The sequence below is a fragment of the Lachnoclostridium sp. Marseille-P6806 genome, from assembly GCF_900625025.1.
Classification (GTDB): Bacteria; Bacillota; Clostridia; order Lachnospirales; family Lachnospiraceae; genus CAG-791.
In genome coordinates, this window is the sequence record NZ_LR130577.1 from 190,037 (window position 1) to 212,437 (window position 22,401).

General features: G+C 57.8%; 20 protein-coding genes. 8 read left to right on the plus strand and 12 right to left on the minus strand.

Features of this window, described 5'->3' with window-relative positions; all coding sequences use genetic code 11:
• Nucleotides 1-4: 4 nt before the first annotated feature.
• The 5 genes from E0E20_RS06425 to E0E20_RS14740 form a co-directional block, all read right to left on the minus strand.
• Nucleotides 5-988 (minus strand): ABC transporter permease, encoded by a 984-nt coding sequence (locus tag E0E20_RS06425; protein ID WP_130837382.1) that lies wholly within the window; start codon nucleotides 986-988, stop codon nucleotides 5-7.
• Nucleotides 989-1,006: 18 nt separating this feature from the next.
• On the minus strand, nucleotides 1,007-1,975 hold the full coding sequence (locus tag E0E20_RS06430) for an ABC transporter substrate-binding protein (RefSeq protein WP_130837383.1): 969 nt from the start codon (nucleotides 1,973-1,975) through the stop codon (nucleotides 1,007-1,009).
• A gap of 193 nt (nucleotides 1,976-2,168) precedes the next feature.
• A complete protein-coding gene (locus tag E0E20_RS06435; protein WP_130837384.1) occupies nucleotides 2,169-4,385 on the minus strand; it encodes an alpha-galactosidase in 2,217 nt (738 codons plus the stop codon).
• Nucleotides 4,386-4,488: 103 nt separating this feature from the next.
• Nucleotides 4,489-5,106 carry a Maf family protein gene (locus E0E20_RS06440; protein WP_334295339.1) on the minus strand — a complete coding sequence of 206 codons (618 nt, stop codon included), beginning with the start codon at nucleotides 5,104-5,106 and terminating at the stop codon, nucleotides 4,489-4,491.
• A gap of 142 nt (nucleotides 5,107-5,248) precedes the next feature.
• Entirely contained in the window at nucleotides 5,249-5,488 is a 240-nt protein-coding gene (locus E0E20_RS14740; RefSeq protein WP_330508850.1) for a hypothetical protein, read from the minus strand.
• 61 nt (nucleotides 5,489-5,549) lie between these two features.
• Between E0E20_RS14740 and E0E20_RS06450 the strand changes: the two genes are divergently transcribed.
• Both E0E20_RS06450 and E0E20_RS06455 read left to right on the plus strand, forming a co-directional pair.
• Nucleotides 5,550-6,143 (plus strand): type IV toxin-antitoxin system AbiEi family antitoxin domain-containing protein, encoded by a 594-nt coding sequence (locus tag E0E20_RS06450; protein ID WP_242622685.1) that lies wholly within the window; start codon nucleotides 5,550-5,552, stop codon nucleotides 6,141-6,143.
• Entirely contained in the window at nucleotides 6,140-6,766 is a 627-nt protein-coding gene (locus E0E20_RS06455; protein WP_242622686.1) for a nucleotidyl transferase AbiEii/AbiGii toxin family protein, read from the plus strand. Before E0E20_RS06450 ends, E0E20_RS06455 begins: the two co-directional genes overlap by 4 nt.
• A 182-nt stretch (nucleotides 6,767-6,948) precedes the next feature.
• Here E0E20_RS06455 and E0E20_RS06460 read toward each other — a convergent pair whose 3' ends face one another.
• Nucleotides 6,949-8,115: a DUF6077 domain-containing protein gene (locus E0E20_RS06460; protein WP_130837386.1), complete on the minus strand. Its 1,167-nt coding sequence runs from the start codon at nucleotides 8,113-8,115 to the stop codon at nucleotides 6,949-6,951.
• Between the two features lie 441 nt (nucleotides 8,116-8,556).
• Between E0E20_RS06460 and E0E20_RS06465 the strand changes: the two genes are divergently transcribed.
• The 3 genes from E0E20_RS06465 (at nucleotide 8,557) to E0E20_RS06475 (ending at nucleotide 12,617) form a co-directional block, all read left to right on the plus strand.
• Nucleotides 8,557-9,501, plus strand: coding sequence for a glycosyltransferase family 2 protein (locus E0E20_RS06465; RefSeq protein ID WP_130837387.1), 945 nt, complete (start codon nucleotides 8,557-8,559; stop codon nucleotides 9,499-9,501).
• On the plus strand, nucleotides 9,498-11,534 hold the full coding sequence (locus E0E20_RS06470; protein ID WP_130837388.1) for a DUF6044 family protein: 2,037 nt from the start codon (nucleotides 9,498-9,500) through the stop codon (nucleotides 11,532-11,534). The genes E0E20_RS06465 and E0E20_RS06470 overlap by 4 nt, the downstream gene beginning before the upstream one ends.
• Nucleotides 11,535-11,630: 96 nt before the next feature.
• Nucleotides 11,631-12,617, plus strand: a complete 987-nt coding sequence (locus tag E0E20_RS06475) for a radical SAM/SPASM domain-containing protein (RefSeq protein ID WP_130837389.1) — start codon at nucleotides 11,631-11,633, stop codon at nucleotides 12,615-12,617.
• 35 nt (nucleotides 12,618-12,652) lie between these two features.
• Here the strand turns inward: E0E20_RS06475 and E0E20_RS06480 are convergent, their stop codons facing one another.
• Together E0E20_RS06480 and E0E20_RS06485 are read right to left on the minus strand one after the other, a co-directional pair.
• Nucleotides 12,653-13,777: a sensor histidine kinase gene (locus tag E0E20_RS06480; protein ID WP_130837390.1), complete on the minus strand. Its 1,125-nt coding sequence runs from the start codon at nucleotides 13,775-13,777 to the stop codon at nucleotides 12,653-12,655.
• Nucleotides 13,778-13,822: 45 nt separating this feature from the next.
• On the minus strand, nucleotides 13,823-14,527 hold the full coding sequence (locus E0E20_RS06485) for a response regulator transcription factor (protein ID WP_130837391.1): 705 nt from the start codon (nucleotides 14,525-14,527) through the stop codon (nucleotides 13,823-13,825).
• A 216-nt stretch (nucleotides 14,528-14,743) separates the two neighbouring features.
• On the opposite strand from E0E20_RS06485, the gene E0E20_RS06490 reads away from it, so the two are divergent.
• Nucleotides 14,744-15,469 carry an ABC transporter ATP-binding protein gene (locus E0E20_RS06490; protein WP_130837392.1) on the plus strand — a complete coding sequence of 242 codons (726 nt, stop codon included), beginning with the start codon at nucleotides 14,744-14,746 and terminating at the stop codon, nucleotides 15,467-15,469.
• A complete protein-coding gene (locus tag E0E20_RS06495; RefSeq protein WP_130837393.1) occupies nucleotides 15,466-16,992 on the plus strand; it encodes an ABC transporter permease in 1,527 nt (508 codons plus the stop codon). The genes E0E20_RS06490 and E0E20_RS06495 overlap by 4 nt, the downstream gene beginning before the upstream one ends.
• A gap of 38 nt (nucleotides 16,993-17,030) precedes the next feature.
• Here the strand turns inward: E0E20_RS06495 and E0E20_RS06500 are convergent, their stop codons facing one another.
• Nucleotides 17,031-18,599: an NAD(P)/FAD-dependent oxidoreductase gene (locus E0E20_RS06500; protein ID WP_130837394.1), complete on the minus strand. Its 1,569-nt coding sequence runs from the start codon at nucleotides 18,597-18,599 to the stop codon at nucleotides 17,031-17,033.
• 142 nt (nucleotides 18,600-18,741) lie between these two features.
• Entirely contained in the window at nucleotides 18,742-20,268 is a 1,527-nt protein-coding gene (locus E0E20_RS06505; RefSeq protein WP_130837395.1) for an MBOAT family O-acyltransferase, read from the minus strand.
• A gap of 116 nt (nucleotides 20,269-20,384) precedes the next feature.
• On the opposite strand from E0E20_RS06505, the gene E0E20_RS06510 reads away from it, so the two are divergent.
• Nucleotides 20,385-20,819: a VOC family protein gene (locus E0E20_RS06510; RefSeq protein WP_242622687.1), complete on the plus strand. Its 435-nt coding sequence runs from the start codon at nucleotides 20,385-20,387 to the stop codon at nucleotides 20,817-20,819.
• A gap of 143 nt (nucleotides 20,820-20,962) precedes the next feature.
• Here the strand turns inward: E0E20_RS06510 and E0E20_RS06515 are convergent, their stop codons facing one another.
• Nucleotides 20,963-21,217, minus strand: coding sequence for an acyl carrier protein (locus E0E20_RS06515; RefSeq protein ID WP_130837396.1), 255 nt, complete (start codon nucleotides 21,215-21,217; stop codon nucleotides 20,963-20,965).
• 20 nt (nucleotides 21,218-21,237) lie between these two features.
• A complete protein-coding gene (locus E0E20_RS06520; protein ID WP_130837397.1) occupies nucleotides 21,238-22,386 on the minus strand; it encodes an alginate O-acetyltransferase AlgX-related protein in 1,149 nt (382 codons plus the stop codon).
• Nucleotides 22,387-22,401: the final 15 nt, after the last annotated feature.

Below are 22,401 nucleotides of genomic sequence, written 5' to 3' on the forward strand. Positions count from 1 at the left end.
GCACTCATGGTTCCTCCCCTTTCTCCGCGCTTCTGCCGCCTTTTCCATCCGCCCGTCTTGCATTTTTCTCCGCTCGCTTAAAGGAGGCCTTCGAGTGGGAACGCAGATACGGCACCGCAAGGAACACTGCGACGACGACGGCCGTGAGGAGCTTCAGATAATTGGAGTTGAGCTTCATCCAGAGCACCAGCACGACGACGAGATAGTAAATCACGCCGCCCAGCGCGACAAAGCTCAGCCTGCCGAAGAAATTGAGATATTTGCCGAGCAGCGCCTCGCCCAGAACCTCCCCGATGATGACCGCCGCGAGCCCGATGACAATCGCGCCGCGCCCCATGTTGATATCCGCAAAGCCCTGAAACTGCGCCATCAGCCCGCCCGCGTAGGCGACGACGCCGTTGCTGATCGCAAGCCCCAGAATCTTCATGAATCCGATGTTGATTCCCTGCGCCTTGCTCATCTCCGGATTACAGCCGGTCGCCCGCATGGCCGACCCGCTCTCCGTCCCGAAATAGATATACAGAATGCAGATGATGACAAAAATCAGCAGCACGCCGGTGGCGATCGCAGGCGGAACCCTGCGCGAGCTGATCGACAGGGAAAACTTATCGACGCTGACCGCCTGATTGGCTTTCATCCCCATAATCGCAAGATTGATGGAATAAAGCGCGAACTGAGTCAGTATCCCCGCAAGAATCGCCGGGATTCCCAGCAGAGTATGAAGTATCCCCGTCGCCGTACCGCACAGAAGCCCGACAACAAGCGACGCAAGGAGCGCGGCCCATGGATTCCAGCCCGCAAGGATCAGCATGACCGCGACCGCTCCCCCCGTCGTAAAGCTCCCGTCGACCGAAAGATCCGCGATATCAAGAAGACGGAACGTGATATAGACGCCCAGCGCCATCACGCCCCAGATCAGCCCCTGTGCGATGCCGGCCGGCATGCTGGACAACAGCGTCGCCGGATTCAGAGATGCAAAATAGCCCATGAGTCCAATGTCCCTTTCTTACTCCTCCGCCGTGTATGCCGTATAACCCTCCGGCACGGTAATGCCAAGGGCGGCACAGCGATCGGCGTCATACTCCTTGACCGGATTCTGATAATATTCCACCGGCATGGAGGAAATCTGCGCCTCGCCGGTCAGAATTTTCACCGCCATCTCGCCGGTCGTTCTGCCGAGCTCATAATAATCGATGGAAAGCGTGGCGATGCCGCAGCCGGCCATGATGCCCTCCTCGCCGCAGACGATCGGAACGCCCGCCGGCTGCGCCACATTATCGATGGCCGCCGTGCAGGATGCCGCCACATTGTCCGTCGGGATGTACAGCGCGTCGTTGTCATTACAGGCCGTCTGTGTGACCGAGGCGACATCGTTGGAATCCGCAAAGGTATAGACCGTGACAGTCTTCCCGGCTTTTTCGAGAGCCGTCCTGACCTCCTCGGCCTGATAAACGGAATTCGGCTCCGCCGAGCAGTAAAGAATACCGATGTTCTTCGCATCCGGCAGCAGCTCGTCAAAGATGGCAGCCTGCTGATCGAGGGGTGCGAGATCCGACGTTCCGGAGACGTTGCCGCCCACCGTGCCGTCAAAGCCGTCGATCGAGAGCGCCGTGCCGTACTCTGTAACCGCTGTCCCGAGAATCGGAATTTCCGCCGTCGCAGCCGTCGCAGCCTGCAGCGCCGGCGTCGCATTGGCCAGAATCAGGTTGACATTAGAGGAGACAAAGCCGCTGACAATCGTCGTGCAGGTCGCGGAATCGCCTGCCGCATTCTGTTCGTCAAAAGTGACCTGTCCCGGAAGCGCTTCGTCGATGGCGTCACGAAAGCCCTTCGTCGCAGCATCCAGCGCCGGATGCTGCACGAGCTGGCAGATTCCGACCGTGTAGGAGCTTCCCTTTGCCGGAGCCCCGCAGGCCCCGAGACTTACTGCCGTCAGAACAGAAAGAACCGCCGCTGCAAATTTTACCCTCTTCATCTCTAACCTCCCTTGCCGCGTTTTTTGCGGCTTCGCAAGGAGAATTTCGCGCAGGCGAATTCTCCTTTGCGATCAAAATCGATGACGCCATGCGTGCGCTTCCCTGCGCCAACGCTTTAACGCTTTGTGTTACTAAAGCGGCATTTCCATCATATTAAAAGTTCCGGTCAGAAATGTCAAATGCTATATTCCGTTAGATTCTCTTCAGATAGACCTGCGTACTGGTAAAGTCTCCGCGGTTCGGGAAACGAAGACCGCAGCACAGCAGCTCCTCACCGGAGCGCTCGCCCTCCGCAGCGCCATCACGCTCGACCGCGTAGCGTGCCTCCGGGTCGAGCCCCCGGAGCTTTATGATGCGGCTCCGGAAATTGGGGCGTCCGAGCACCTGCACAAAGGTCAGGAGCGCCTCGCTCCGATCCTTACGGACCGACATCCAGCAGTCAAAGGGATCGCTGTCCGACCATGAGCTGAGCCGGTAATAATCCCCGTCCGCCACAATCCCGTGGAAGCGGTGATAATCCGCCACCTGACCGGGAATCTGCGTTCTCTCCTCCGCCGTCAGCTTCGCAATGTCGAGTTCATAGCCGAACGTTCCGGACATCGCCACATCGCCGCGGGTCTTGAACGGCGTGCTGCGCCCCACCTGCTCGTTCGGGCAGATGCTGACATGCGCGCCCATCGAGGAGAGCGGAAATACCATCGCTGTTCCCTCCTGTATCCGCAGACGCTCAATCGCATCCGTATCGTCCGAGGTCCAGATCTGAGGGCTGTAATACAGCTCGCCCGCATCAAAGCGCGCCCCTCCGGAGGAACAGTTTTCCAGCAGCAGCTCCGGAAATTCCGTGACCAGACGTTCCTGCATCTCATACAGAGCCAGCACATAGCGGTGCAGAAGCTCTCCCTGCCGGTCCGACGGAAGAACGAGATTGCCGACGTCCGTGAGAGAGCGGTTCATGTCCCACTTCACATATTCGATGTTCGCGCTGTGCAGTATCGACAGCAGCTGATCCATGATGCAGTCCCGGACCTCCTGCCGCGTGATGTCCAGCACAAGCTGCATGCGCCCGCAGGAGGGCTTACGGCCGCAGAGCTGCAGCGCCCAGTCGGGATGCGCGCGGAAGATCTCCGAATCCGGAGACACCATCTCCGGCTCGAACCAGATGCCGAATTTAAGGCCGATCCGGTTCACCTCCTCTACAAGATACGAAAGACCGCCGGGCAGCTTTTCCTCATTGACAAACCAGTCGCCGAGCGAACGGAAGTCGTCCTTTCTGTCCCCGAACCAGCCGTCGTCCATGACAAGCATCTCGATGCCTGCGCTCTTTGCCTCCCGCGCAAGCGTCAGAAGCCTCTCCGTATTGAAGTCGAAATACGTCGCCTCCCAGTTGTTGATGAGAATCGGTCGGTCCCTGTGCAGATACGGGCTGCGTATCATATGCCCGCGGAAGAAATCATGAAACTGGCGGGTCATCTGCCCGGTCCCCTCTGCCGAATAGCTGAGGACGACCTCCGGCGCATCGAAGCTCTCTCCCGGCCGAAGCTCCCAGTCAAAGCCGTCCGGATGAATCCCCATGACCAGACGGATCTGATCCATCTGCGACCACTCCGTCTCCGCAAGGAAATTACCGGAATAGACAAAGCTCAGGCCGATCGCCTCGCCCTGTTCCTCGTTCGTATCGTGCCGCACCAGAGCCGCAAAGGGCTGATACTGGTGACTGGATTCCCCGCGGAGGGAAAATACGGACTGACGCCCGCGCCGAACCGCACTCCGCTGCACATGGCGCTCCCGTCCCCATGCGCCGGGCAGTGTGATGAGCTCATATCCATTTTGACCGTCTTGGTCAACATCTAAGCAGGCGCTGAGAACCCGCCCGATGTGCAGCGTCTCTCCGCCGTTTTCCATGCCGGTATTGGCGAGCATCACACTGCGGGTGATGATGTTCTCACGCGGAAAAGCAGAATAAAGAAGCGTGACGGTCAGACCGAGAACCTCGTCTTTCAGATTGAGGTACAGAGTCTGAACCGCATCGTCCTCACCGGGAAACGAGCAGGGAAGACCCTCGAGACGGGGCTTGCCGCTCTCAATCGCATACGAGTCATAGACAAGCTCGCAGCCCCTCTGTCCGCGCGCGTTCCTGACCTCAAGACAAGTGGGACGGAAATCTCCCACACCGCCTGTCGGGAACTCAAACAGATAATAATCCACAAAGGAAATCTTGTCCCGCGGCGTCACTGAGGGCGGGTACGGATACTCATCCGCGCGCAGCATATCCATCCCGCAGGCATGGTTCAGCTTCGGCCCGTAATAGATATGTCCCAAAAGTCCCCCCGGCCCGATGCCGATAAGGTACGTCGTTCTGTCCGTATCCAGCTTGAAAATCTGTTTTTGTTCGTCAAAAGAAATCGGCATAATCTGTGTCTCCCTGTGCGCTCCTGCGCCCTCTCCCTGTCCGGTTCTGTTTCGTATACTTCTTAAATGAACAGCTCTTTCTGTCTGTCCCTGCCGGAGGCGGTCAGTTCTCCAGCGCTTTCAGCTCCTCATACACCCGGCAGACCGGAAGCCCGACCACATTGCTGTAATCGCCCCGGATGCCCCTCACAAACGCAGCGAACGCTCCCTGTATCCCATAGGCTCCTGCCTTGTCCATCGGCTCCTCGCTGTCAGCATAGCGGAGAATCTCTTCGGCCGTCATGGGCGCGACCTCCACCTCCGTGCGCTCTGCAAAGGTCTTTGCGCTCCAGCGCTCCGCGCCGCCTGTCCGCTCCTTGGCCGTACTGATGCGGAGCAGCGTCACGCCGGTGAGCACCTCATGCGTTTTCCCCTGCAGGCTCCGTATCATTGCCGCCGCCTCCTCATGACTCCCCGGCTTGCCGAGGATCCGTCCGCCCGCCGATACAACAGTGTCCGCGCCGAGAACGATCACCGGCGCCTCCGGGTCGGGGACACGGAGAAGAATCTGTTCCGCAACATCCTCTGCCTTTCTCCGTGAGAGCTCCCGAACCACCCGCTCCGGATCGGTTTCCTCCGTCATCTCATCCGCAAAGCTCGGGACGACGCCTGGCTCCAGTCCGATCTGCTCTAGGAGCTGTCTGCGCCGCGGCGACGCCGAGGCAAGAATTATTTCTGTAATCACTGTGCTTCTCCTGTCCATACCGTCATGCCGCCGGCCCCGGACCGTCCCGGAGAACCGCCTGCATGCACATCGCTTTTTTCATTATATGCAAAATCTTCCGGAAAGCATATGATAAAAACTGCTTTCCGCTTTCACCCTGTCAGGAGGCCTCCATGCACCAGTCTTTTAGCTCAAAAATCCCTGCATCGACATCCCGCGAAGTCCCCTCGCCGGAATCCGTCGAAGATATTCTTCTGCGCCATTCACAGCGCGGTATGTGGGAGCTCCGCGCACAGCAGCGCGCGGCGAAGTTGCCGCTGCAGGCGTCCTCTAAGCCCCATACCAGCTCGTAAATCCATTCCCGGCAAAAGACACCTGCATTGACGGAAAGCAATTCCATAATATCGAATTCTTTTTGACAATACCTATCTTTCACAGATAGGAGCAGGATAATATCTCATTTGTTCATCCGACATACACACATTACTACATATCAATTGTCGAAAGACGGCACGATCACCGCTGCACAGGTAACGGAATCCGGGCTGCACCGCAGCATCCTGCAGGAGCTTGTTAAAAGCGGCGAAATATATCGCTTCGGGCGTGGGCTGTATGTGCGGAGCAGCGCATGGGAGGATGATTTCTACCTCTTGCAGCGTAAGTATGGACGCGGAATTTATTCGCACGATACCGCTCTTTATCTGCTGGGCTATTCAGACCGTACCCCTGCGAAATATACAATGACCTTTCCCAAGGGCTACAATACGCTGTCCCTGAAGCGGGAAAACCTGATTGTCAAACGCGTTGTGCCGGAAAACTACGAGTTCGGCAGGATTGAAACAGAATCCCCATCCGGCAATCCGATTCGTGTTTACGATCTGGAACGGACACTGTGCGACATCCTGCGCGGCACCGGCAGTGACATCCAAATCGTCGGGGAAGCCATGAAGCGCTACGCGGCATCCAAGAACAAGAACATTCACAAGTTGATGCAGTACGCAGCTCAGCTTCACGTTACGTCCAAAGTACTGCGCTATATGGAGGTTTTGCTATGATAACTAAAAATCCAATGCAGCTGAAAGCTTTTATCAAAAAGAACGCGGCGGAGAAGCATATCTCGGCACAGCTCGTTATGCAGAACTATATGCTGGAGCGTCTGCTGGAACGAATCTCACTCTCACCCTATAAATACAATTTCATTCTCAAAGGCGGATTCCTGATTTCTGCTATTGTGGGACTGGATACACGGGCAACTATGGATCTGGACACGACGATCAGCATACCGCTGACTGTGGACGTTACTACGGGCGATATGATAACGCCCCGCGAAGTGGAATACACATGCTCCCTGCTGTTTGATGACCGCACAATCAATATTCCTGCCTACAACCTTGAAACAATACTGGCCGAAAAGCTGGAAACCGTGCTGTCCCGCAGCATTGCCAACACCCGTCCGAGAGATTATTACGACATATATACTGTATGCACTGCACGGCGCGGAGTACAGCAGAGCAACGCTGCACTGCGCGCTGGAACGAACGACACAGAAACGCGGCAGCGGCACGATTCTGATAAACTGCCCGGATATTATAAAAGAAATCCGCGAAAGCGATACTCTCCGCAAGCCGTGGGAGAAATACAGCCGCGAGTACGAATACGCAAAGGACATTTCCTTTGAAGATACCTGCCATGCCATTCAGACGATTATGGACGCAATCATGGCGTAAACAAGTCAAATACTCCGCAGCAGGCTACGGGGCATGACCTGGCTTGTTTCTGGATTTGTACGCCCCAAGGGGCGGGTATCCCGCCCTCGCAGCATTCGCCAAATGGACATGCAAGCATGTTCCGCCCCGCTCATTACCCGCGGGAATAGAGCGTTTTCAGCAGATACAGGAACAGCAGCACATAGAGATAGCCCGGGATGCAGGACAGCACCGCACCGCGGAAAACAGCCGCTTTTCTCACCGCAAGGCTGATGAAGAAGCCGCAGAGCCAGATGAGCCCCATGGTCATGACGACCGCCATGGAGGAGCTGAGCCCCCCGGTGACGACCATCAGAGCGAGCATGATCCAGATAAAGCGTTTTTCTCTCCGAAGCGCCGCGCGCTCCTCCGGAGCAGCTCCGCCGTCCTGCCGCCCCGCCGGACGCTCTCCGTACAGCTCTGCGGCCCAGAGAAACATCCAGAACACCGCCGGAATGATGAAATTCACAAACAGAGATTTCCCCTGCCACGAGCGCATCATGAGAAAGGTTTCGGGCGTGTAGATCGACACATTTCCGAAAATCTGCAGCAGCGCCGTCAGAATCATGAACAGCGGAAACGCTGCGCTGCGCTTCCCGTCAAAGACCTCCCTCCGCAGAATATGCTTCACCGCACAGGCCACGGAGAGGTCCGCGAGAGGGATCATAAGGAGCGGCATCACGGAGTGCGTGACGGCGGTCGGGTGCATGCCCGCGATGCCTGCGATATAAGAAATCCACATCGGAAACAGCGCCAGCGCATGGCGGACATCCAGCTTCGTTGAACCGCCCGTGTAGGGAAGAACGCGGTACATGGTGCCTTTCTGGTTTGTGATGACCGAGGAGGCCGCATAATATGCATCGTCGCCGTCAAAGGACAGATTGGTAAAGGCCATATAAAGTTCAAACAGGAGGAACACGCCGAACACCGCCCACAGAATGAAGCCGGCAATCCGCGCCCCCTGCCCCTCGCTCTCCTCGGTAAGCCCCGCAAAGGAGAGCCCTTTCGCTCCGCCGCACAGGACGAAGCCGAGCACCGCCATGAATACGCTCACCACAGAAAACACACGGGTCAGCAGGGAAAAATCCCCCCCGTAAGTGAACAGCAGGATGGGGAGTGCGATCATCTCAAAGACCGCAAAGGTCATAAAATATCCCGCGAGAATCAAAACCCCGGGCGTTCTCTTCTGTCTGGGGAGCAGCGAGCAGGGAAGAAGCCCTGCAAGCGCCGGGGCAAGCGCCATCCACACGATCAGTGCCGCCAGTTTTGCCAAAGCATTCATTCTTACACTCCTTGCGGCGTTCTCTGCCGCATCCGCGAAAAGAATTCCGCGCCGACGGATTCTTCTCTGCCGGAACCTCCATATCAGAAAGTGTATCGCAGTTTCCGGAGCATGTCCACGTGCCGGGTCCCCGCGCTCTGCCTCTCGCCCCGCCGAAGCACACTTCCTGAGAGACAAGACCCTCCGGATAGCGTATAATAACAGGGAGATGTCCGCTCCCGCAAGGGTATGCGGCAAAGGACGGAAAACATAATGCTGCCCGAGCTCTTCGGGCAGACGGCATGTCAAGAGATCTTAGTGTGAAAAATCACGCTGATGCGCTGATTTTTCGCACAGCCATTTGTGCCGAAGCCCAAATAGCCCCTGAGCGCAGCCGCAAAACCGCATTCGCGGATTTTACGGCGCGTGCCTCGCACAAAGCGCTTCGGCATGGTGATTATTATGGATAAAATCGCAGTTCTGATTCCCTGCTACAACGAAGCGCAGACCATCACAAAGGTCGTCCGGGACGCCGCGCGGGCGCTCCCCGACGCCGTAATTTACGTATACAACAATAATTCCACCGATAATACCGCCGCTCTCGCAGCGGCCGCGGGGGCCGTCGTCCGGAATGAGTACATGCAGGGCAAGGGCAACGTCATCCGGCGGATGTTCCGTGAGATCGACGCGCAGTGCTACATCATGGTCGACGGGGACGACACCTACCCCATGGAGGCCGCGCCGGAAATGGTCGAAAAGGTTCTTCATCACAACGCCGACATGGTCGTCGGCGACCGCCTCTCCTCCACCTATTTTACGGAAAACAAGCGTCCCTTTCACAATCTGGGCAATTCCATGGTGCGCGCCTCCATTAACCGCCTCTTTCACTGCCGCGTCCGCGACATCATGACCGGCTACCGCGCGTTCAGCTATGAGTTCGTCAAGACGTTCCCGGTGCTGTCCCACGGCTTTGAGATCGAGACGGAGATGACCATTCACGCCGTCTATAATAAGATGCAGATCGAAAATGTCGTCGTCAGCTACCGTGACCGGCCCGAGGGCAGCGCCTCCAAGCTGAACACCTTTGCCGACGGCTTCCGGGTCCTCAAAACCATCTTCAACCTGTACCGGGGCTACCGGCCGCTTCAGTTCTTCAACGGGGTCGCTCTTCTTCTGGCTGCCATTTCCGTAATTTTTCTTATTCCGGTCCTCACCGGCTACCTTTCGACCGGTCTGGTAGCAAGATTTCCGACTCTGTTCGTATGCGGCTTCGTCATGCTCGCTGCGGTGCAGTCCTTTTTTGCGGGCCTCATCCTGTCGAACATGGAGCGCAACAACCGGAGACAGTTCGAGCTCCATCGCTGCGAGCTGAGCCGCCTGTACCGGCAGGAGCTGGAAAAGCATTGAAAAATCGAGTACAAAACACACTTCATACGCTTGCATGCGGCTGGTACTATGCCCTCATCGCACTCTTCCTTGCCGCCGCGGCGGCTCTTTACCTGCTGTGCGGAGAGAATTCCCACATCGCCGTCCACGACAACCTCGAGCTCTTTCAGGCCCAGTATCAGATGATGAAAAATCAGGGCAGCTTTTTCCGTCACGGGAGCGCCGCGCCGTTTCTGGGAGGCGTAAACCGCGATCTTCTGCCGTCGGAGTTTTCTCTGACGACGCTTCTGTATGTCCTGCTGCCCTCCTCCTTTGCCGCCTATATCGCGAACTGGTTCGTGAAGCTCCTGCTCGCCGCCGTCTCCTTTTCGCTTCTGGCGGGGGAGCTCCTGTGCGCCCCGGCTCCTGCGCACGGCGCAGGAGCAGCATCCGCCGCTTTCACGCCAAGGGAGCGCAGCATCGTCGTCCTCTGCGGCTTCGCCTACGGTCTCCTCAATCTCTTCCCGAATTTCGGCATTCCGTTTGCCTCCATCCCACTGTACATCTGGTTCTTTGTCCGCCTGTACCGCGCGCAGACGCGCCGCAGCGCCGCGCCGTATCTTACCGGACTTTTTCTCTATCCGTTCCTCTCCTATTTTTCATACTTCGGCCTGTTTCTTCTCGCCTACTCCTCCGCGGCGTTTCTCCTGCTCTGGTTCCGGAGCCGCAGGCCTCCTCTCCGGCTCCTTTGCGGAATTATCGCGGCGTCCGCGGGCTTCATGCTCTTTGAGTACCGCCTCTTCGGACAGATGCTTTTTTCCGACACGGTCACCATCCGCTCAAGCTTCGTGGCGGGGGATCTCTCCGCTCCCCGGATTTTCTCTGAAATTCTCACGGTGTTCCGGAACGGCATCTTCCATGCCGACAGCCTGCAGGCAAGGCTGGTGCTCCCCGTCTGCGCCGTCTATTTCCTGTACCGCAATTTCCGGAACGTCATCACAGGAAAATGGCGGGACAGCTTTCATGATCCTTTTAATCTGTGCATGGCGCTGCTTGCCTTCAACGCCGTCGTCTACGGACTGTATTATTCCGCACCGTGCCGCGACGCCGTCGAGATGCTTCTGCCGCCGCTCCGGGGCTGGCAGTTCAACCGGACGGTATTTTTCAGTCCTTTTCTCTGGTATGCGGCATTCTGCCTCGTCTGTTTAAGGCTCTGCCGCTTCGGGGAAAAACGCCGGTTCCGCCCGGCCGGGCCTCTCGCCTCCGCGCTCTGCCTCGCCGCCTGCGCCGTAATTCTTTTAAGCGGCACCAGATATAACGATCTCTATTCCACGGCAAGAGCTCTCGCCATGGAAACGCTGCGCGGGTCGGAGCCCGACGAGCTCTCGTACCGGGAATTTTATTCCACGGAACTGTTCGAGGAGATCAAAAAGGATCTGAACTACCGCATCGGCGATCTGAGCACCGGCGAGCGCTCCCCCTCCGGAGAAATCGAGGCGGCCGCCGTTCGCGCCGGTCAGAATTCCGGACGCGGTCAAAACGCCGTTCGCCCGGCGCAGGATGACGACGCCGCAAAAGCGCAGACCGGCCACGACGATGACGGCGGCAGAGAACGCGGCGTGCAGGTCTCCGGCGCAGACGGAACCGACTGGGCGGTCGCCTACGGCCTCAATCCGGCCATTCTGGAATACAACGGCATCGCCACGCTGGACGGCTACCTCGGCTTCTATCCGCAGAGCTACAAGGATGCGTTCCGGGCCGTGATCGCGCCCGCGCTGGACCGCCGCCCCGCCTCCGCGGCGTACTATGACGAGTGGGGTGCAAAATGCTTTCTCTACTCGGGCGACGAGGACAGCATCGTGCAGGCAGTGCGGAACTATCAAAGCATCAGCAGCCGCATCTATATTGATGCGGAGGCGCTCCGGGCGCTGGGCTGCCGTTATGTATTCTCGCGCATCGAGCTTTCCAATGCCGGCGAATCGGGCCTCGTTCTGCGGGGGACCTACACGGAGCCGCATTCCCCCTACACCGTCTATGTGTATGAATTTTCCCGGACGGCGCGGGGCGCATTTTAAAAAACTGTGATACACTGTAAAGAAATTCAAATCAAGGAAATTCCATGCCGCGCGCATCCGGAAAACGGATATCCGGCGGCGGAAAGGACACCGTCCATGCCAGTGCGGATTTCAAACTTTCTGGGCCGTTTCGGCTGGGAGATGCAGAAAAGATTTCCGAAGCTCTCCTCCGGAGCCTACCTGAAGCTCCAGTTCCTTGCGAGGAACCGGCTGCAGAAAAAATATATCGAGTGGTTCATGCAGAATCCGGATGAGGTTCCTTATCCCAACGTCGTCAATATCGAGACCGTCAACCGCTGCAACAATAACTGCGCGTTCTGCACAGCCAACCGCTTCGCCGAAAAACGGCCCTACAAATATATGAGCGACGAGCTGTACCGGAAGTGCATCGACGATCTGGCGGACTGGGGCTACCGGGGCCACCTCACCCTGTACGGGAACAACGAGCCGTGGCTGGATCAGAAGATCGTGGAGCGCCACCGGTACGCGAGGGAAAAGCTCCCGGACTGCTATCTCTTTATGTCCACCAACGGGCTGCTTCTCACCGTCGACAAGCTCCGTCAGATCGCGCCGTACCTCGATCAGCTTGTGATCAACAATTACTGCGAGGATATGAAGCTGCATCCCCTGACCAGACAGTGTTACGATTACATCCGCGCAAATCCGGAGGAATTCCGCCATGTCGAGGTTCTGATTCAGATCCGCTATGTCAAGGCCGTGCTGACAAACCGGGCGGGCTCTGCGCCGAATAAGCAGGGCGCGTCCAAAATCATCCGGGAAACCTGCCTCATGCCCTATACCGATATGTGGATCACGCCGGACGGACGTCTGGGCTACTGCTGCTGCGATAATTTCGAAGTCACGGAGCTCGCCGACGCAAGCCAGTTCCGTCTGAAGGACGCGTGGAATACCGAAAAGTACCGCGCGTTCCGCGAGAGCGTGCGCGAGAGCCGCGCGGGCAACGATTTCTGCAAATACTGCGACTTCATCGACGCAGGGCTCCGCATGCGGATCGTTGAAAACGTACTCGAGGGAAAGGACGCCAATCAGGCCTCGAACGGCTATAAGATTATCGGAAAGTAAGCTTCTCCGCGCTTTATCATATGCGCGCCGCCCCGTCAGATCCATATTCTGCATCGGAAGCCGTGCGGCTCCTCGCTGTCGAAGCGCACCCGCCACCCGTGATACCGGGCGATCTGCTTCACGAGCCGAAGCCCCAGCCCGTGCTCTCCGAGTCTCCGCGGGCGGAGATCATCCCTGCTGTTCAGCCGGGCCAGAGTGTCCGTGTCCGTCCCTTTCCCGTCGTCGGCAAGCTCAAGACAGTACCTGCGCCGCGGGCTTTTTGCCTCATCGAAGCGCAGGCTGATCCGGCAGCCGTCCGGATTGTGCCGCACGGCATTGTTGATCAGGTTTTCCAGAAGTCTGCGCGTCAGCTCCCTGCTGCAGCGGACACGCGTTTCGCAGGGCTCCTCCGCGATGACAAGTTCGAAAGTGTAGGGCTCCTCCCCGCGGGCGTTTACGGTGTCGGCCACCACCTCCCGCAGGAGTCTCCCAAAGCTGAATTCCGTTTTCTCATAGCTCCCCATGCCGAAATCGAGCTTGCTCGACATGTTCAGATTCGCGACAAGAGAGCGTATTCTCAGCCCCTGCTCCTCCACAGCCGCCGCACGGGCCGCATTCCCCGGCTCCTCCGGATGCTTGCGGATATAGTCCGCATTGCCCAGCATCAGCGTGAGCGGCGTCCGTATGTCATGCGATACCCCCGCGATCCACTCTGTTCTCTCCTCCTCTCTTCTCCGTATCCATCTTTTCTGCAGGGCGAGCGGCGCCATGATGAGCAGACAAATATTGAGAAGAAAAAGAAGCGGTATATATTTCATGAGCATATTCAGAAGAGAAATCTCAAACTCCAGATTGTACTTCCACACGGAGTTTTTCGGCCCGCCGATCACGAGGATGCCGCGATCCGCCACATAACTTTGCACCGGGTAATCGTCCAGATAATAGCGGGTAAAGCGCACGACATCCTGCAGCGTATAATCCCTGCGCAGCTCCTCCGGCAGCTCGTAGGCCGCCCCTGCCGCAGAGACATCCTGCACAATCGCGCTGTATTCCACAGGCTTCCCGTCTTCCCCAAAGAGAACCAGAAAGAAAAAAATCGCAATATCCGCAAACACCAGCAGCACCGCTATGAAGAGAAGCGCGATGACGATATATGCCGCATTTTTCATATTCCTTATCATAGATACCAATCCCCATGCCGAAACGCATCAGCGTGATTTTTCACACTACTTCTCCAGCTTGTAGCCGAGCCCTCTGACCGTCAGAAGATAGCGGGGCTTTGAGGGATCCTCCTCGATCTTTTCGCGCAGGTGACGCACATGCACGATGAGGGAGCTCTCAAGGCCGTAGCTTCCCTCCGGCCAGAGTGCGTCGCACAGCGCGTCGATGGTAACGATCCGCCCCCGGTTTTCCGCGAGCTTATGGAGCAGCGCATGCTCCTTGGCCGTGAGCCTCTGCTCCCCGTCCGGGCGCTTCACACTGCCCGCGTCAAAGGAAACCTCCGTATCGCCGAGCAGAAGCAGCTCTTCCTCCTGCTCTCTGCCCCGCGCCGTCCGACGCAGCACCGCCTTGACCCGCAGCAGAAGCTCCATGGGAAGAAACGGCTTCGTGATATAATCGTCGGCACCCAGTCCCAGTCCCCGCAGACGGTCGGCGTCCTCATCCCGCGCGGACAGAAAGATCACCGGCATCTCGCCGCATTTTCCCCCGCTCTGCAGCTCGCGGTACAGCGAAAATCCGTTTCCGTCCGGCAGCATCACGTCAAAGATCGCGAGCTGATACTCCTTTTCCATGAGCCTGCGCCTTGCTCCGCGGCAGCTCGAGGCCGTATCAACAGAAAGTCCGTCCTCCGCCTCAAGGAGTTCCTTTACCATATCCCGCAGACCCGCCTCATCGTCGACGAGCAAAATCTCCATTGCACGCTTTCCCATCCGCATCGTCCTCTCTCCGCGCCATCTCTTTTCTCTGCGCCATCCTTTTTCCGCGCCGGCAGACCCGCGCGGAAAGCACGCTTACAGCATAGCCTCCCCTCCCCGCGCAATCCATGCCGCACGGGGATTCTTAAGGTAACGCTAAGGCAAACGCAAGGTTTTCGCAAGGGAGATTCTGTATTCTGTCCTTGACATCAATCATCACGGAGGATTCCTATGAATTATATTCTTGAAACCGACCATCTCACCAAAAAGAGCGGCTCCGCATTCCGGGCAAACGGGGTCTGTCTCCGGGTCCCCGAGCGCTGTGTATACGGCTTCCTCGGCCCCAACGGCGCCGGCAAGACCACGACCCTCAAGCTGATCCTCGGACTGATCCGTCCGGACAGCGGCTCCGTCTCTCTCTTCGGGCAGCCCCTCGAGACGAAAAACCGGCTCTCTCTTCTGCGGCAGACCGGCTCTCTCATCGAGAGTCCGGGAGGCTACGGACATCTCACCGTTCTTGAAAACATGCAGATCGTGCAGAGGCTGAAAGGCGTCCCGGAGGAGGAAATCCTCTCTGCGCTGCGCACCGTGCGCATGGACGGGCATCGGGACCGGAAGCTCAAAGCCTGCTCGCTGGGCATGAAGCAGCGTCTGGGAATCGCCATGGCTCTTCTCGGGAGTCCCCGGCTTCTCATTCTGGACGAGCCGACAAACGGACTGGATCCCGCCGGCATACAGGAGATGCGCGAGCTGATCCGGACACTTCCGCAGGAGCGGGGCATAACGGTCCTCGTCTCCAGTCATCTGCTCTCCGAGGTGGCGCAGATGGCGGATTACATCGGCATCATTCATCACGGAGAAATGCGGTATCAGGGCAGACTTTCCGAGCTGGCGCGGGAGGGCGAGTCACTGGAGGAGGCGTTTCTTCTTATGACCGGAGGGAGGGAATCACTGTGAAAACATTCGGCGCATGGAAGAGCTTTCGTCTGGAATTTCTGAAATTCCGAAGAAAGCCCACCATTCTTCTGGTGCTCGCACTCGCCGTCATCGACGGCCTCTATCTGTACGCGGGAAACAGGACAGGCCGCAGCTCCAAGGCCCCGTCATGGCAGTCCCTGCTGTTTGCCCTCTCCATCATCAACGGAATATTTCTTTCCATTCTGGCCGCCGTTCTCGCGAGCCGGAGCATGGATCTGGAACACAAGGGCGACACATGGTATCTTCTACACACGCTCCAGTCCGGGCCGTCCCTCTACGGGGGCAAGCTCCTGTCCGGTCTGTTCTGGCTCACGCTGTTCTGCCTGCTGCAGGATGCCGCCCTGCTGCTCCCCGGAAAGCTCCTCGGCACGCCGGAGTTTCCTCCCGCGCGGATGCTTCTGCTCCTGAACCTCGGCGAGCTCGCCGCCGCGATGGTGCTCTATGAGCTGCAGTGCATTCTCTCGCTCATTCTGCCGAATCAGTTTGCCGCACTTTCCGTCAGTATGGGAGGAACGCTCGCCGGTCTCTTCCTGATGTTTGTGAGCCGCAGCGCCTCCATCCCGTGGACGCTGATCATCTCTCTGGGCGTCGTGCGGATGAACTATGACGAGCTCTCCCGCAGCGCCTCCTATTATTGGGAGCTTCCCCCGGCGTCCGCGTATATCGTCACCGCGCTCTATCTCGTTCTCTTCCTCCGGGGCGGGCTGGCCCTGTACACCCGCATGGAGGAGGGCTCGGTCCTGCGCACGTCCGCCGTGCTCCGGAAGTCCCGCTCCGTGCACACCCTGTGGCCGGCAGAGCTCATCAAGCTCCGGCGGTCTCCGGTCTGGATCGCATTCTTTGCGCTTCCTCTCATTTCCGCATTCATCGGGACCATAAATTTTATGCAGAATCAGGGCGTGCTGAGCTTCACATGGGACTCGCTCTGGACGCAGCACTCCCTCTTTCTGGGGATATTTTTTCTGCCCCCTCTCATTGGGATATTCTGCAGCCTCCTCTGGCGCATGGAGCACACGGGGACAAACTGGAACCTCATCCTCACGCTGGAGTCCGCCGCAAAGCTCGTGCGGGACAAGCTCCTTGCCGCCGCGGGCGTCTCCGCCCTGTGCATACTTTGGACAGCCCTGCTCTTTGTCCTGTGCGGAAAGCTGCTCGGCCTTAGCGACCCGGTGCCTGCCGCGTTCGGGCAGCACCTCCTCTTCGGCATTCTCGCCTGTGCGGTGATCGCCTCGTTCCAGAGCTTTCTCTCACTCGTCATCCGCTCCTTTGCCGTTCCGGTCGGCATCGCGGCCGCCGGGAGTCTCGCCGGGATGATGTGCCTCGTAAAGGGCTGGGATTACGCACTGCCCTTTTCGCTCCTCCAGCTCGGCATGGGGAGCAGCAATCTCACGGAAAGCGTCCGGGCTCTCCCGTTTCTTCTTGCCGGCATGATCTATATTGCGCTGTGCTTCGGCCTCAGCGTGCTGTACATCCGGCGCACGGACGTGAAAACACATGAATAGGAGCGCCGCGGCGCTCCTATTCATGTGTTTATTTCACTTTACTCAATCTCGTTTTTCTTCTCCTCCTCGTGATACTCTTTCTCCGTGTTGACGTTCCACACATTGCTGTGATCGGTGCTGCCGGAGAGAATATCCTTTACCGCCTCGAAGCTCGTGCACATGGAATGATCGATATTGTTGTAGCGGTGCTGCCCGTTCCGTCCCACGCAGAACAGGTTCGGAATCGTATCAAGATACGCCCGCAGCTCATCCATCTGCGCATAGCTGTCAAAATAGGCGGGATAGGCTTTCCGGACGCGCTCCACATGATAATCCAACACCTCGTCCGGGGAGCCGATGAGCTTCAGCCTGACCATCTCCGAGATCCCGAGCCCGGCAAATGCATCGTCGCTCATGCTCCACATCGCGTCGCCCTCGTTGCAGAAATATTCAAGTCCCATCCAGACCGTGTGCTCCAGATCCTTTACCATATAGGGCGACCAGTTGTTGTAAATCTGAAAGCGTCCCATCTGCACGGAGCGGTCGTGCACATAGACCCAGTTGTCGGGCACGATGTTCCCGACCGTCTTCCTGCCCGTCCGGTTTTCGAGCCCGAGACGCGGAATCAGCACGCCCACCGTCATATAATCCCGGTAGGGCAGCCCCCCGGCGATTTTTGCCGCGTTCTCCGGCACGTCATTCATCCCGGCCACAAGATCCCGGATCGGCATGGAGGAAATGACGACGTCCCCCTCCATCTCGTGCGTCTCTCCGTCCTGCTCATAGAGAAGCGTCGTCAGCCGGTTCTCCGCGTTCTTCCTGAGCCCGGTCACGCGGGCATGACGACGTATCGTCCCTCCCCGCTTCTCGATCTCCGCCGCCGTGACGTCCCACAGCTCGCCGGGCCCGAGCTTCGGATAGGAAAATTCCTCGATGAGCGAGGTCTCCACTTTCCGGTTCTTTCTCCCGAGCTGCTTCTCAAGCGCATTTTTCAGAACCGCACGGATTGAAACACCCTTGACGCGCTGCGCCCCCCACGACGGGTCGATCTGGCTCGGGTGGCGTCCCCACAGGTTCTCGGTGTAGTGCTCAAAAAACATGCTGTACAGCCTGCGCCCGAAGCGATTGATATAAAAGTCCTCAAGAGAGCGCTCCGGCCGCTTGCGAAGACAGACCGCAAGATAGCTGCACCCGGCTGCAATCGTCGCTTTCAGCCCCATGTTGCGGAACGTCTCGGCCTTGATCGTGATCGGATAGTCAAAAAATTTCTGATTAAAGAAAATGCGGGAGACGCGGCTCCTGCGGAGCATGACGCGGTCCTCTTTCTCCGGATCGGGCCCTCCCGGCTGCAGGGTCGGCACTCTCCCCAGCAGTCGGTCGTCCAGCGCCGGCGCCCCCTGCATCGGCAGCATATTCTGCCACCACGCATTGACCTCCGGCACCTTGGAGAAAAAGCGATGCCCGCCCATATCCATCCGGTTCCCGTTATGGCAGACGGTCCGCGAAATTCCGCCGAAGCTCCCGCTCTCCTCAAATACGACGACCTCGTATTCCCCGGAGCGGACGAGCAGTTCATAGGCGGCAGTCAGACCGGCAGGCCCGGCGCCGATAATAAGAGCTTTTTTCATAAGTAATCTCCACACCAAAGCGTTTCCCGGCAAAACACGCAAAGCACTTGATAAAACAACACTTGTTTTATTCTACCATCGAAAAAAAGGAAAGGAACCCGCCGCCCCCGCCGCAGGCTCCCGGAAATATGGACCGGCCCCGTCAGAAGCCGGCATAAATAAACGCGCCCGAGCTGTAACCCGGTCCGTAATTGCCAAAAATAATGACAAAGAACAGAAGTCCCATCCACAGGCACCAGCGAAGCGGGAGCGGCTTCCCGGCAATGCGCTCCCGCACATCTCCCGTTCCTCCGCCCCGGAGCGGCCTCTGCTCCATGACCGACACCGCTCCCAGCGCAAGAACGGAGAGCGCGAGGATCACGAGCTCCGCCCCGTCGAGCCCCAGAGAGAGAATGCTCCTCCGTTCCGCGCTCAAAAAGTCCGCTCCCCGGACCGCCGTGCGCTGCCAGCCGTTTGCCAGCATACCGAGCGCGTCGCCGGCCGATGCGGCGCGGAAAAACACGTTTCCGATGTTAACAAGAAAAAAGGTGCGCGCCACGCGGAAGCCGTCCGCCGCCCGGCCCTTGGTCGGAATATGGCATTTCGGGAGGAGCTTCTGCCAGAACGGGAGCGTCGCCTCGCCGAAAACCATGTAAAACCAGTGCAGAAGACCGGAGCCGATCACATATTTCACATCGCCGCCGTGCCACAGACCGATGGCCAGCCAGAGAAGAAACATCGCGGCATATGTTGTGAGCTGCTTGCCCGCTTTTTTCCCCAGTCTCCTGCGAAGCGTCTTTCCCAGACGGATGAAAAGAGCCGTGCGCAGCAGCGGATAAAACACGTAGTTCCTCATCCACACGCCGAGGCTCGCATGCCATCTGCGCCAGTATTCCGCAATCGACTTTGAGAAAAAGGGCTGTGAAAAGTTTTCCGGCAGCGTGATGCCGAACGTCTCCGACACACCCAGAACGATGTCCATGCAGCCGGAAAAATCAGTGTAGAGCTGAATCGTGAACATGACGGCGCCGAACCAGATCCATGCGCCCCGGTATTGTTCATAGTAATCGAACACCGCGTTTGCCAGCACCGCCGCCCGCTCCGCAATCACGAGCTTTTTGAAAAATCCCCAGAGCATCCTCTGAAATCCGCGGGTCACGCGGAGATAATCCAGCGTGTGGGCCTCAAAAAGCTGACTGCCGTGTTCGCGGAACACCGTGATCGGCCCGGACGTCATCAGCGGGAAAAAGAGCCCGTACAGTGCAAGACGAAAGGGATTCGGCAGAAACTCCGCGATGCCGTTGTACACGTCGATCAGATAGCCCGTGAGAATAAAGGTATAATAGGAAATGCCGAGCGGAATGGCGAGCCCGCCGCCGAAGCGGAGATATTTCAGAAGCGCCAGCGAGCCGAGGAGAAGAAAAACGCCGAAAAACAGCGCCGCTCTTCGCCGTCCCGCCGCCTCCGCCGCGCTGCTCCGGACGATCATGAACGAGCAAAACCATGTGACCAGCACCGCGGAAACCGGCCAGAGTATCGCCGCTCCTCCGCCGCCCGCCTGATAGAACACCGCGCTCGCAAGGAGAAGAAGCACCCACTGCAGTTTTTTCTTCCACGGATCGGGAATCAGATAATAGAGCAGCAGCACCGCCGCATAAAATATCAGAAAAAAGAACGAGGTGATTTCCATGAAACGGAATCCTTCCGATTGAAAAATCAGAGCGGCCGATATATCCTGTTGCCAGAGCGTCAACCATCTGATAAAGGAATAGCGTAAAAAATCAGCGCATCGGCGTGATTTTTTATATGGTAATTTCTATGCTGGATCTGAACATACATCATATCGGTTATCTGGTAAAAAAGGGAGGCCCCGCACTGCAGGCGTTTCTGGCGCTGGGCTATACGCTGCGTCAGGACTGGGTCCGCGACACGCTCCGGGGCATTGATATCTGCTTTGTGGAAAAGGACGGCGTGCAGCTCGAGCTGGTCTGCCCCTTTACAAAGGACTCGACCGTTTCCGGTCTCCTGTCGCGCTGTAAGAACACGCCCTATCATATCTGCTATGAGAGTCATTCCCTCGCGGAGGATCTCCCGGTGCTCCGGGAGGCAGGGTATCTGCCCGTCACCGAGGCCAAGCCGGCTCCCGCCTGCGGCGGACGGCCCGTCCAGTTCTTTCTGCACCCGGCGCTGGGAATGATCGAGCTTGTGGAGAAAGACGGAGGCCCCGCTCTCTCCACATGATTCTCCATGCCGAAGCACTTTGTGCGAGGCACGCGCCGTAAAAGCACCCTGCGCCGGCGCGCAGAGATGCGAGCCGCTCTGCAGTTCATATCCGGTAATGCGCCATGCTCTCTGAATCATACGGATGTGCACTGTCGGGGGCATTACGATACGGGAATCGACCCCTTTGCCGCGATGATCTCCGCCATTTCTCCCACATTCTTCATGGTCACGATCTGTCCCATGGCAAACTTCACGCCGAATTCCTGCTCGACCGCCGCAATCAGATTGATGTGCTCGAGAGAGTCCCAACCGTCGATATCCGCCGCCGTCGTATGCTCGTCCACGGTGATGTCCTCGTCGTCGAATACATCCCGGAACACCTCGTTCAGCCTCCTGTAAATTTCATTCCTGTCCATGAATTTTCCTTTCCTTTCCGTCAGTCCGTGACGGAAATTCCGCCCGAAACCGAAAATCTCCCGAGATTCGCGATATAGCGCTCCACTGTTTCGTATACGACCACGTCCGGCTTTTCCCTCTCCAAATCCTCCGGACTGTATTTGTAATAGAACGCATCATACATATGATTGAAATTCGCCGCCACGTAGAGAGAAAGCATCGAGGAGAACGAATCGCCGATCATCATGACGTTCCGCGGATCGCCGTCCATCGCCGGGTTGTTGTAGCTGAACACCGTGCTCATATCGTCAGTAGTCATTTCAATGCTGTGCAGGGTATAGCCGCGCAGCGTCTCCGCCGGGTCATCCTTAAGCACATTTCCGAGATGAAGAAGCCGCGCCAGATCGTAGACCGGGATCGGGCCCTCGTCGACCGCCAGCGCCTCCAGCGGAGGAATGTCGTGAATCCCGAGCTGCGTGTTCAGAGCATAGGCGCCCAGAAAAGCGCCCTTATGATTCCAGTGCGTATCGTACTTGAAATAGAGCTGCGTCTCCGGATGCAGGGTCCGGTACTCCCGCAGCGACTCATAGGCGTTGACGACCGGCACATCCGTATTCTGTCGCAGATAGTCCGTCACCTGCTCCAGCCGTCCGTAGGAGGTGAGAGCTCCGTAGACCTCCGGCATCTGATCCGCATAGGCTCTCTCCTTGTTCGGACAGAGCATAACCACGAACTGCTGCACGCCCTGCGCCGCAAAGTCCGCTTTCATCTGCATGACGTTCGCCGCGATCTGCTGCAGCTCCTCCTGCGAAAAAAGATTCGTCCCCTGATAATCAGCGATCGGATCCTCTCCGTTTGCCTGCGAGCCCTTGTAGAAGAGCCAGCCGTCCTTTCCGATGATGACCGTGTCCGAGGCCGTGCTCCTGAAGATCCGGTAATCAATAAGGCCGCTCAGCATGCCGAGCTGATTGCGGAAAGGAAGCGCGTCCTTAAAGTAGCTCTCGAACGCCGCGGGAAAGCTCTGCAGGCTCTCCAGACTGATGGAAAGCACCGGCCGCGGCGCGAGCCGCCGATTTTCATAATTTGCCGAATCGACCAGATGCTTCCCCACCGTCCGGAAGAACACCACCGGCAGGGCAAGAAACACGACAAAGACTGCAATATAGAAAAACTGAACCGCTTTTTTCATCCGACTCCGTTCTCC

Bases quoted from the DNA above. Each gene is read 5' to 3' on its own strand.
- E0E20_RS06425 (WP_130837382.1), bottom strand. From the start codon at position 988: ATGGGCTATTTTGCATCTCTGAATCCGGCGACGCTGTTGTCCAGCATG.
- E0E20_RS06430 (WP_130837383.1), bottom strand. From the start codon at position 1,975: ATGAAGAGGGTAAAATTTGCAGCGGCGGTTCTTTCTGTTCTGACGGCA.
- E0E20_RS06435 (WP_130837384.1), bottom strand. From the start codon at position 4,385: ATGCCGATTTCTTTTGACGAACAAAAACAGATTTTCAAGCTGGATACG.
- E0E20_RS14740 (WP_330508850.1), bottom strand. From the start codon at position 5,488: ATGGAATTGCTTTCCGTCAATGCAGGTGTCTTTTGCCGGGAATGGATT.
- E0E20_RS06455 (WP_242622686.1), top strand. From the start codon at position 6,140: ATGATAACTAAAAATCCAATGCAGCTGAAAGCTTTTATCAAAAAGAAC.
- E0E20_RS06460 (WP_130837386.1), bottom strand. From the start codon at position 8,115: ATGAATGCTTTGGCAAAACTGGCGGCACTGATCGTGTGGATGGCGCTT.
- E0E20_RS06465 (WP_130837387.1), top strand. From the start codon at position 8,557: ATGGATAAAATCGCAGTTCTGATTCCCTGCTACAACGAAGCGCAGACC.
- E0E20_RS06475 (WP_130837389.1), top strand. From the start codon at position 11,631: ATGCCAGTGCGGATTTCAAACTTTCTGGGCCGTTTCGGCTGGGAGATG.
- E0E20_RS06480 (WP_130837390.1), bottom strand. From the start codon at position 13,777: ATGATAAGGAATATGAAAAATGCGGCATATATCGTCATCGCGCTTCTC.
- E0E20_RS06485 (WP_130837391.1), bottom strand. From the start codon at position 14,527: ATGGGAAAGCGTGCAATGGAGATTTTGCTCGTCGACGATGAGGCGGGT.
- E0E20_RS06490 (WP_130837392.1), top strand. From the start codon at position 14,744: ATGAATTATATTCTTGAAACCGACCATCTCACCAAAAAGAGCGGCTCC.
- E0E20_RS06500 (WP_130837394.1), bottom strand. From the start codon at position 18,599: ATGAAAAAAGCTCTTATTATCGGCGCCGGGCCTGCCGGTCTGACTGCC.
- E0E20_RS06505 (WP_130837395.1), bottom strand. From the start codon at position 20,268: ATGGAAATCACCTCGTTCTTTTTTCTGATATTTTATGCGGCGGTGCTG.
- E0E20_RS06510 (WP_242622687.1), top strand. From the start codon at position 20,385: ATGGTAATTTCTATGCTGGATCTGAACATACATCATATCGGTTATCTG.
- E0E20_RS06515 (WP_130837396.1), bottom strand. From the start codon at position 21,217: ATGGACAGGAATGAAATTTACAGGAGGCTGAACGAGGTGTTCCGGGAT.
- E0E20_RS06520 (WP_130837397.1), bottom strand. From the start codon at position 22,386: ATGAAAAAAGCGGTTCAGTTTTTCTATATTGCAGTCTTTGTCGTGTTT.